Annotated in this window: 10 protein-coding genes and 1 pseudogene; 3 read left to right on the forward strand and 8 right to left on the reverse strand. The window is 70.6% G+C overall.

Features of this window, described 5'->3' with window-relative positions; genetic code table 11:
- Window positions 1-261 (forward strand): annotated as a pseudogene (locus VFM98_RS13885) (hypothetical protein); the annotation flags it as partial.
- Between the two features lie 115 nt (window positions 262-376).
- Window positions 377-1,216 (forward strand): isocitrate lyase/PEP mutase family protein, encoded by an 840-nt coding sequence (locus VFM98_RS13890; protein WP_414709026.1) that lies wholly within the window; start codon window positions 377-379, stop codon window positions 1,214-1,216.
- Here the strand turns inward: VFM98_RS13890 and napE are convergent.
- From napE to VFM98_RS13930, 8 genes are all read right to left on the reverse strand, one after another.
- Window positions 1,213-1,425 carry a periplasmic nitrate reductase, NapE protein gene (napE, locus tag VFM98_RS13895; protein WP_325110506.1) on the reverse strand — a complete coding sequence of 71 codons (213 nt, stop codon included), beginning with the start codon at window positions 1,423-1,425 and terminating at the stop codon, window positions 1,213-1,215. The genes VFM98_RS13890 and napE overlap by 4 nt on opposite strands.
- Window positions 1,422-2,003, reverse strand: a complete 582-nt coding sequence (locus VFM98_RS13900; protein ID WP_325110507.1) for a NapC/NirT family cytochrome c — start codon at window positions 2,001-2,003, stop codon at window positions 1,422-1,424. The genes napE and VFM98_RS13900 overlap by 4 nt, the downstream gene beginning before the upstream one ends.
- Window positions 2,000-2,500, reverse strand: a complete 501-nt coding sequence (locus VFM98_RS13905; protein ID WP_325110508.1) for a nitrate reductase cytochrome c-type subunit — start codon at window positions 2,498-2,500, stop codon at window positions 2,000-2,002. Before VFM98_RS13905 ends, VFM98_RS13900 begins: the two co-directional genes overlap by 4 nt.
- Window position 2,501: 1 nt before the next feature.
- Window positions 2,502-5,009, reverse strand: a complete 2,508-nt coding sequence (gene napA / locus VFM98_RS13910; RefSeq protein WP_325110509.1) for a periplasmic nitrate reductase subunit alpha — start codon at window positions 5,007-5,009, stop codon at window positions 2,502-2,504.
- Window positions 4,981-5,250: a chaperone NapD gene (locus tag VFM98_RS13915; RefSeq protein ID WP_325110510.1), complete on the reverse strand. Its 270-nt coding sequence runs from the start codon at window positions 5,248-5,250 to the stop codon at window positions 4,981-4,983. The genes napA and VFM98_RS13915 overlap by 29 nt, the downstream gene beginning before the upstream one ends.
- A 173-nt stretch (window positions 5,251-5,423) precedes the next feature.
- Entirely contained in the window at window positions 5,424-7,166 is a 1,743-nt protein-coding gene (locus tag VFM98_RS13920; RefSeq protein ID WP_325110511.1) for a thiamine pyrophosphate-binding protein, read from the reverse strand.
- 20 nt (window positions 7,167-7,186) lie between these two features.
- On the reverse strand, window positions 7,187-8,794 hold the full coding sequence (locus VFM98_RS13925) for an FAD-binding dehydrogenase (protein WP_325110512.1): 1,608 nt from the start codon (window positions 8,792-8,794) through the stop codon (window positions 7,187-7,189).
- A 65-nt stretch (window positions 8,795-8,859) separates the two neighbouring features.
- The gene (locus VFM98_RS13930) at window positions 8,860-9,363 is read right to left on the reverse strand and encodes a hypothetical protein (protein WP_325110513.1); all 504 of its coding nucleotides are present in this window, start codon (window positions 9,361-9,363) and stop codon (window positions 8,860-8,862) included.
- Between the two features lie 126 nt (window positions 9,364-9,489).
- On the opposite strand from VFM98_RS13930, the gene VFM98_RS13935 reads away from it, so the two are divergent.
- The coding region (locus tag VFM98_RS13935) for an MFS transporter (RefSeq protein ID WP_325110514.1) at window positions 9,490-10,007 on the forward strand (518 nt) is incomplete at its 3' end.

Genomic DNA, 10,007 nt, shown 5'->3' on the forward strand with positions numbered 1-10,007 from the left:
CGCACGCAGATCACGCTGCTGATCGCGCACCGGCTTTCGACCGTGCTGCATGCCGACGCGATCCACGTGCTGGAGCGGGGCCGCGTGGTGGAGAGCGGCACCCACGCGGAACTGCTGGCGCTCAAGGGCCTGTACTACGCCATGTGGCGCCAGCAGATCGGCGAGCGCGAAGCCGCCGCGGCCGCCCGCGCGCCGCTGCGCACGCAGGGCGACGAGGAAAGCGGCACGACCGCTCCGGTCGAACTGGTGCCGCCGCTGTAGCGCAAGGCAGGCGCGCTACCGATTGCATCGTCCGTGGCGGGGTCAATCCGCGGCTTTCCCGCGCGATCGGCACGGCCGGCGAGAATGGCCGCCGTCCCGCGAACGAGGAGGTTCCATGCCCGTGTCCCACGACGTGTCCGCCCGCCGCCGCGCCTTCCGGCAGTTGCATGCCTCGGGCTGCTTCCTGATCCCGAACCCGTGGGATCCGGGCAGTGCCCGCTACCTCGAGCAGCTCGGCTTCAAGGCACTCGCAACCACGAGTTCGGGCGCGGCATGGCGCCATGCGAAGGCCGACGGGCAGATGCGCGTGGAGGAAGTGCTGGTGCACCTGCGCGAGATGGTCGCCGCGACCACCCTGCCCGTGAACGCCGACTTCGAGGCCGGCTTCGCCGACGACCCCGAGGGCGTGGCGCGCAACGTGCGGCTCGCGGTGGAGACGGGCGTGGCGGGCTTGTCGATCGAGGATGCCACCGGCGATCCCGCGGTGCCCGTGCGCGACCTGCCGGCCGCGGTCGAACGCATCCGCGCCGCCCGCCGCGCGATCGACGAAGCCGGCAGCGAGACGCTGCTGGTCGGGCGGGCCGAGAACTTCTGGCTCGGCCGACAGGATCTCGACGACACGATCCGGCGCCTGCAGGCCTATGCGGAAGCCGGCGCCGACTGCCTCTATGCGCCTGGCCTGCGCACCCGCGCGCACATCGAAGCGGTTGTGGCCGCGGTCGCGCCCAAGCCCGTGAACCTGCTGGTGGGCGCGGCCTCGGAGTTCTCGCTGCGCGACATCGAAGCGATGGGTGTGCGGCGGGTGAGCGTGGGCGGTGCGCTGGCGCGCAGCGCCTGGGGCGGCTTCATGCGGGCGGCGCAGATGCTCGCCTCAGAAGGGCGCTTCGACGGCTTCGCCGATGCGGCCTCGGGGGCGGAGCTCAATGCCCTGTTCCGCGAGCGCCCAGGCGCCTAGTGATAGGTCGGCGGCCCCGCCAGCATCTGGTAGATCCAGACGGCGAAGCCGTAGCCTGCCACGATCAGCACCGCCAGCACCGGCGCCATCACGAAGGTGAGGAAGAACCAGGTCCGGAATTCCTCCTTCTTGCGCTGCCCGCCCGGCGCCTGTTGCGCCGCTTCGCCCGGCGCCGCGGCAGCAGGCCGGTCCCCGGAAGTCGCTTTCATGGAACCTCCGCCATGTTCGGCAGCCGGTGGGCGATGCCCTTGTGGCAGTCGATGCAGGTCTTCTCGCCCGATTCCAGCGCCGTCGAGTGCGCGAACTGCGCGCGCCGGCCCTGGCGCGTGAAGTCCATCGATTCGTAGCGGTGGCAGTTGCGGCACTCCAGCGAGTCGTTCGCCTTCAGCCGCGCCCACTCGTGCTGCGCCAGTTCCAGCCGCTTGTCGAGGAACTCCTCGCGCGTGTCGATGGTCCCGAAGATCCAGCCCCACACTTCCTTCGACGCCTGCATCTTGCGGGCGATCTTGTTGGTCCAGTCGTGCGGCACGTGGCAATCGGCGCAGCGGGCGCGCACGCCCGAGCGGTTGGTGAAGTGGATGGTCGGCTGCAGCTCCTGGTACGGGTTGTCGCGCATCTCGTGGCAGCTGGTGCAGAAGGGCTCGGTGTTGGCGAATTCCAGCGCCGTGTTGAAGGCGCCCCAGAACAGGACGCCGCCGATGAAGCCGCCGATGGTGAGGAAGCCGAGGCTGTAGTGCAGGCTCGGCCGCCGCAGCGTGAGCCAGTAGCGCCGCACGAGGGCCATCATGGCGCCGGCGGCCTCTTGGGCGTTTCGCCGGCGCGCGCGCGTGCTTCCTCGCGCAGGCGCCGCACCACCGCGTCCACATCCTCGAAGGTGCTGGGCACGCGGGCTTCCACTTCCATCTGCACCACGTGGCAGGTGTCGCAGAAGTAGCGCGTCGGCGCCACGTCGGCCAGGAAGTTGCCCCCGCGGTCCGTGTAGTGCGTGATGCTGATCGGCGTGGCCTGGCTCTCGCCGGCGCGCGTGCGCGAGTGGCACATCATGCACTTGTTGGCGAAGCGGTCGATCTGGTAGTTGTCGATCGCGTGCGGGATGGTGGGCGGCTGCATCGCATAGGAGCGCACCCGCCGGGTGTCGCGGTTCTCGGCGCCGATCAGCGGCGGCGGCCGTGTCTGGTCGGTGAAGCCGGCGTCGCCGCGGAACGGGTCCTTGTGCGGCACCGGATCGGCGGCCAGCGCGGCGCCGCAGGCCAGCGCCAGCAGGAGCAGGGTCGTCTTGCGCATGTCAGGCGATCTTCACGATGCGGCAGCCGCACTTCTTGAAGTCGGTCTGCAGCGAGATGGGGTCCGTGGCGTCCAGCGTCAGCTTGTTGATCAACTGGCTGGAGTCGAACCAGGGCACGAACACCACGCCGCGCGGCGGCCGGTTGCGCCCGCGCGTCTCCACCCGCGTGCGCATGCTGCCGCGGCGCGACTGCAGCTCCACCTCCGAACCGCGCCGCACGCCGAGCGCCTTCGCGTCCTCGGGGTGCATGAACACCACCGCGTTCGGGAACGCGCGATACAGCTCGGGCACGCGCCGCGTCATGGAGCCGGAGTGCCAGTGCTCCAGCACACGCCCCGTCACCAGCCAGAGCGGAAACTCCTGGTCGGGCATCTCCGCCGGCGGCTCGTAGGGGAAGGCGAAGACGTTGGCCTTGCCGTCCGGGTTGCCGTAGAACTGCCAGCCCGTGCCCGCCTTCACGTAGGGATCGGTGCCCTCCTTGTAGCGCCAGAGCGTCTCCTTGCCATCCACCACTGGCCAGCGCAGCCCGCGCACCTGGTGGTAGGTGTCGAAGGGCGCGAGATCGTGGCCGTGGCCGCGGCCGAACTGGGCGTACTCCTCGAACAGGCCCTTCTGCACGTAGAAGCCGAAGTGCTTCGCCTCGATGTTGTTGTAGCTGGCGTCGCCCTGCGAGGCGGGAAAGGCGTCCACCTGGCCGTTGCGGAACAGCACTTCGAAGAGCGTCTTGCCGCGGTAGCCGGGGCTGCGGTCCAGGAGTTCCTTCGGCCACACCTCCTCCATCCGGAAGCGCTTGGTGAACTCCATGACCTGCCAGAGGTCCGAGCGGGCTTCGCCGGGCGGATCCACCAGCTGGCGCCAGAACTGCGTGCGCCGCTCCGCATTGCCGAAGGCGCCCTCCTTCTCGACCCACATCGCCGCCGGCAGGATCAGGTCCGCCGCGGCGGAGGTCACCGTCGGATAGACCTCCGAGACGGTGACGAAGTTGGCCGGGTTGCGGAAGCCGGGAAAGCCTTCGTGGTTCAGGTTGGCCGCGGCCTGCAGGTTGTTGGTGGTCTGCGTCCAGTAGCAATTGAGCTTGCCGTCGGTGAGCATGCGGCTTTGCAGCACCGCATGGAAGCCGGGCTTGTCGGGGATGGTGCCGGGCGGCAGCTTCCAGATCCTCTCGGCGGCTTCGCGGTGCTTCGGGTTGGTCACCACCATGTCGGCCGGCAGCCGGTGCGCGAAGGTGCCTACCTCGCGCGCCGTGCCGCAGGCCGACGGTTGGCCGGTCAGCGAGAACGGGCTGTTGCCCGGCGTCGCGATCTTGCCGGTGAGCAGGTGCAGGTTGTAGACGAGGTGGTTGGCCCAGACGCCGCGGGTGTGCTGGTTGAAGCCCATGGTCCAGAAGGACATCACCTTCACCTTCGGGTCCGCGTACAGCTGCGCGAGCCGCTCCAGCCGCTCCTTCGGCACACCGGAGAGCTTCGCGGCGTAATCGACGTCGAAGGGTTTCACGAACTGCGCGAACTCGTCGAAGCTCATGGGCTGCGAGCCCCCTGCGTCCGCCGCGTTCTTCGCCGCCTTCTGCAGCGGGTGCTCGGGCCGCAGGCCGTAGCCGATGTTCGTGTTGCCGCGCTTGAAGTTGACGTGCTTGGACAGGAAGTCGCGGTTGACGGCGCCCTTCTGGATGATGTAGTTCGCGATGTAGTTCAGGATGGCCAGGTCGGTCTGCGGCGTGAACACCATCGGGATGTCCGCCAGCTCGAAGCTGCGGTGCTCGTAGGTGGAGAGCACGGCCACGCGCACGTGCGGGGCCGAGAGCTTGCGCGCGCCCAGCCGCTGCCACAGGATCGGGTGCATCTCCGCCATGTTCGAGCCCCACAGCACGAAGGCGTCGGCCTGCTCGATGTCGTCGTAGCAGCCCATGGGCTCGTCCATGCCGAAGGTGCGCATGAAGCCCACTGCCGCCGAGGCCATGCAGTGGCGCGCGTTCGGGTCGAGGTTGTTGGAGCGGAAACCCGCCTTCATCATCTTGGAGGCAGCGTAGCCCTCCCAGATCGTCCACTGGCCCGAGCCGAACATGCCCACCGCGGTGGGCCCCTTCTCGCGCAGCACCTGCTTCCACTTCTGCGCCATCACGTCGAAGGCCTGGTCCCAGCTGACCGGCGTGAAGTCGCCGTCCTTGTGGTACTGGCCGTTCCTCATGCGCAGCAGCGGCGTGGTGAGGCGGTCCTGCCCGTACATGATCTTGGACAGGAAGTAGCCCTTGACGCAGTTGACGCCGCGGTTCACTTCGGCCTGCGGGTCGCCGTGGGTGGCGACCACCCGCCCGCCCTTCACGGCCACGTTGACGCCGCAGCCCACGCCGCAGAAGCGGCACGGCGCCTTCGACCAGCGCAGCTGGCTGGATTCGGCGTCCAGGATCACGTTCTGCGCCGCGGCCGGCAGCGCGATCCCTCCGGCAGCCGCGGCGGCAGCGGCCGCCGACTGCCTCATGAAGTCACGCCGGCTCCGGGGGGGAAGTCTCATGCGCTGTCTCCTGTTCTTCTGCTGCGAGCGGCTCGCTGTGTTCGGACACCAGCATGGCGCAGATCACGCCAGGCAGGGCCTGCACGCGGGCCAGCCCCTCGGTGATCTCGCGGGCGTGCTCCGATTCGAGCGTCACCACGAGCTTGCCTGCCGGATCGGCTGCGTGCACGGTCGCGCCGGCCAGCCGCGCGACGCGCGCGCGGACGGAATCCACGGCCTCCGGCCTGGTCTGCACCAGCACGCCGGCGACATGGAAGAGCGGACAGGACCGTGCCATGCGCCTCCGAAAAATGCGCCGGATTCTAGGCAGGTTCTGCGCGGCCGTGTACTCTCGTCGCGCCCTGGCGCGCATGGTCTAAGTCGATTCTTTTCGCCTCGCGCGAGCGATGCGAACCAAAGACCGAAGATGTCTGCTCAGGCCGGCTCGGGCCTGACCACGCGCCGCCACGCCGCGCGCCCGATCAGCCGCGCCTTGCTGCCCCAGTCCATGCGCTGCAGGTTGGTCTTGACGATGCCCTGCGTGAAGCGGGTCTTCTTCGAATAGTCGATGCGCACGTCGACGATCACCGTCCGGCCCTCGCGCGCGTGCGCCTCGGCCTGCTCGATCACCGGCACGATCTCGGCGTCGCCGGGCATCGCGAGGTACACCGCACCGGTGGCCTCGGCAATGCCGCGGAAGCGGATCTCCGGCAGCACCGTGCAGGCCTTGCGGTTGTAGGGCAGCTGCTGCGCCTGCGAGATCTGCGACAGCTCGCCATCGTTGAACACGTAGTAGACGATGCCGAGTTTCAGCTCCGTGGCCGTGAGGATCTCCAGCCCCGTCATGAGGAAGGCGCCGTCCCCGACGATGCCCGCCACCTGCTGACGCGGATGCGTGAGCTTCACGCCGATGGCGGCCGGCACGCAGTAGCCCATGCAGTTGAAGTCGGTGGGCGACAGCACGTGCCGGCTGCGCGTGGACGGGAACAGCTCCGCGGTCAGGAAGGTGTGGTTGCCGTCGTCGGCCAGCAGGAAGGCGTCGTCGGCCAGGCGCTCGCGCAGGGCCTGGAAGAAGCGCGCCGGGTTCACGCGGCCGCGGCTGTCGTGCGCGAGCCATTCGTCGCGATACGCCTTCTTGTCACGCGCGATGCGTGCCCGCACGTCCTGCGTCGCGACGGCGGGCTGGCCCGCCGGCAGGCGCTCCAGCAGCGCCGCGAGCACCTGGGCCGCGTCGCCCGCGATGGCCACCTCCGCCGGATAGTTGGCGTCGAACACCTCCGGGTTGATGTCGGCGTGGACCAGCTTCCAGCGCGGATCGAGGCCGTAGCTGCCGGTGGCGATTTCGCCGAAGCGCGTGCCGACGGCCAGCAGCACGTCGCACTCCGCGAAGGCGTTGGTCGCCGCGGGGACGGCGGCCGGGCCGATGCCCATGCCCGTGTGCAGCGGATGCGTGGCCGGGAAGACGCTCAGGCCTTGCAGCGTGGTGGCCACGGGCGCATTCAGGCGCTCGGCCAACCGGATCGCCAGCTCGGAGGCATCGCGCGCGCCCCAGCCGAGGAACAGGCCGGGCCGCTGCGCTCCGCGCAGCAGGGCCGCGGCGCGATCCAGTGCCGTCGCATCCGGCGCGGCGGGCGCGACCGGCTGCGGCGCCGGCGGCAGGGCCGACACCTCGCCCGTGAACAGCTGCAGGTCCACCGGAATCTCCACGAACACCGGCCCCGGCTCGCCGCCGGTGGCCACGCGCCAGGCCTCGAACAGCGTCGGCACGATGTCCTCGTGCCGCGTGACGCGCCAGCGCCCCTTGGTAATCGCACGCACCATCTCGAGCTGGTCGATCTCGTGCAGCTGGTACTTGTAGCCGTGGCTGCTGTGGATGCCGCCCGTGATCACCAGCATGGGGATGCCGTCGAGGAACGCTTCGCCGATTCCCGCATAGGCGAGCGCGGTGCCCGCGGCCGGCACCACCAGCAGCGCACCCGGGTACGCATTGGTGCGGCTCACCGCATCGGCCATGAAGGCGGCGGCGCCCTCGTGCGTGACGCGCACCGGCGTGACCGTGGGCGAGGACGCCAGCTCGTCGTAGATCTCGGTGTTGTGCACGCCGGGAATGCCGAAGGTGTAGCGCACGCCCAGCTGCTCCAGCGCGTGCCGCACCAGGCTGGCACCGGTCTTCTTCATCGTCGTCCTCCGTCTCGTGTTCAGCCGGCGACGTGGGCGGCCGCCGCCTGCGCCGTCAGGATGCAGCCCGAAAGAAAGGTGCCTTCCAGCGAGCCGCGGCCGCTGCAGCCGCCGCCGCCGAAGCCCGCCGCCTCGCCCGCCGCATACAGGCCCGCGATCGGCTCGCCGTCGCGGCCGATCACGCGCGAGTGCAGGTCGGTCTGGATGCCGCCGGTGGACTTGCGCGTGAGCAGCTGGCAGCGGATGGCGATCAGCGGGCCGGCCTTGGCATCCAGGATCGGCTGGAAGTTGCAGGTCCGCACGCGGTCGCCCGTCCAGGCGCGCAGCTGCGCGATGCGGCGCAGCTGGTCGTCGTTGTGGAAACGCCGGCCGCGCCGCATCTGTTCATCGTAGGGGCGGATGGAGGCTTCCATTGCCTCCGGGGTGACACGCCCGTCGCCCGCCAGCGCGTTCATGCGTTCGGCCAGCGTGGCGAGGTCCGGCGCCTGCACGAAGTCGCTGCAGCGCGCCAGCAGTTCGTCCACCAGCGCCGGGTTGCCGCGCAGCATCTGCAGGCCGAAGGGCAGCATGCGCCGGTCGCGGATCAGCGGGTTGTGCTCCGCGCCGGAAGCGGCCAGCTCGCGCTCGGCGATGCGGCGGTTCAGCACCTGCCACGTGTGGGGCCAGCCGGCGCGCGCGATCTGCCGCACCATGTGCAGGGTGTCGTAGCCGGAGACGAAGGGCACCGGGCCGATGCGCTGGCCCGCGGGATCGGTCCAGATCGCGGTGCGCGAAGGGATCAGGCTCAGGCCGTGGTCTTCGAATTGCGGATTCGGATGGCGCACGCCGGCCGCGTAGTTCCACATGCGGTCCAGGTGGGTGAGCTGGCCGCCGGCTTCGTCCACCGCGTCGTGCAGGCGGCCGTCCGCCGCCGGGTGCGAGCCATTGAGCAGCACCGCCGGCGGGTTGCCCCAGTCGCGCGGCCAGTGCCGGCGCACCCGCGCGAGGTCGCCCGTGATGCCGCCGCCGCTGATCACGACGGCGCCGGCACGCAGCTCGAACTCGCTGTCGTCCGCGGCGCGCCGGCCCCGGCAACCGACCACCGCCGCCCCCTCGCGCACGAGCGCCTCGACGCGGTGGCCGGTCAGCAGCTCGAGCCGGTCGAAGCGGGCGTGCTGGCGCAGGGCGAGCAGCAGGCGGGCGGTCATGAACTGCGCCGTGCCCCAGAGCACGTGGTAGCGCGGAAGCGAATTGCCGGGGCCCATCCAGCCGCGTTCGACCCACTGCACGGCGGGGATGAAGCGCACGCCCAGGCGCTGCAGCCACTCGTAGACGTCCGGCACGCAGCGCTCGATGTAGCGCTCGGCCCAGCGGCGCGGCCAGACGTCCTCGGCATCGAATTCCGCGAACGAGAGCCAGTCGGACCAGGCGAGCGCCGCGCTGTCGCGGATGCCGGCGCGGCGCTGCAGCGGCGTATCCACCAGCATCATGCCGCCGAAGGCCTGGAGCGCGAGCCCGCCGAGGCCACGCTCGCCGCCCTTTTCCACCAGCGCCACGCGCAGGCCGCGATCGAGCAGCTGCTTCGCGGTGACGAGGCCGGCGAGGCCGGCGCCCACGACGATCGCGTCGTGCCGGGCCGGGGCGGTCATGGGAGGGAATCCTGCGCTGGCTGGACCATGCGCGGATTCTGCTCCACCTCAGCCGCGGCGCGTGCTCAGAAGTGCCGATCGAACATCCGGTCGCGGAACTCCATGCCCGGGTGCGCGCGCCGCACCACGCCCTGCGGGTCGAGGTAGACCCAATAGAACATGTCGGCGCCCTGCAGGTCCCGCCAGCGGTAGGTCAGCACCGGGCCGTTCCACGAGGCCACGGAGTCGACCCGCGCCGGCGGCCCGAACTCGCGCTCGACGTCGGCGCCGGTCCAGGTGCCGGGGACGATGCGGTTGAAGTCCCGTTCGTTGAGCACCTGCCTCGACCCGGTCACCCGGCCCGCGGCGTCGACATCGACCATCCAGGCGTACTGCCCGGCCGGCTGCAGCGAGTACTGCAGCCGCTGGCCCCCTTCGGCCAGCGGCACCACGCGGGTGGGCGGGCCCAGGCGGGCAAGGACCTCGTCGCGCGGCGTGCCGGGCGCGATGCCGGAGGCGGCGAAGGGCGAAGCACAGGCGGCCAGCAGGAGGGCCGCGGCCAGCGAACTCAGGCTCTTGATCTCGATCATGAGGTTTCGACTTCCCGTTCCGCTTGCGAGTTCGCGGGCGCCTCCGCCGTGCGCACGTAGGCGGCTTGCCACGACGCGGGCGCTATCCTGTCGGCCTTCTCCATGACCACCGAACGAGGACAGGCGATGAGCCAGGATTCCGACGCCAGCGCCGGCACGCCGCAGCGCTGGCGCGTGCTGTGGGCGACCTTCGTCGCCTACCTCTTCGACAGCTACGACCTGACGGTGCTGGCGCTCGCGCTGCCCGTGCTGCTGAAGCTGCTGGGCATGTCGCTGCCCGAGGCCGGCCTGCTCGGCACGGCCACGGCCTTGGGCGCCATGGCCGGCGGTGTCGTGTTCGGCCTGATCGCGGAGAACTTCGGCAGGCGGCTGGCGCTCGTGGCTGCCCTCGTCTGGCTGGGCCTCGGCATGGCCTCGGTCTACGCGGTGGATTCCTGGGGCGGCTGGATGGTGCTGCGCTTCGTGACCGGCCTGGCCATCGGCGGCGTGTGGGGGCCCTGCGCGGCGCTGATCGCGCAGCACTGGCCGGCGCAGCATCGCGGCCGCGCGGCCTCGTTCGTCTTCAGCAGCTTCGCGATCGGGGCGGCCGTCGCGGCAGCGGTCGGACGCCTGGTGCTCGGCACCCACTGGCAATGGCTGTTCGT

The sequence above is a fragment of the Ramlibacter sp. genome (assembly GCF_035706265.1).
Taxonomy (GTDB): Bacteria; Pseudomonadota; Gammaproteobacteria; order Burkholderiales; family Burkholderiaceae_C; genus Ramlibacter.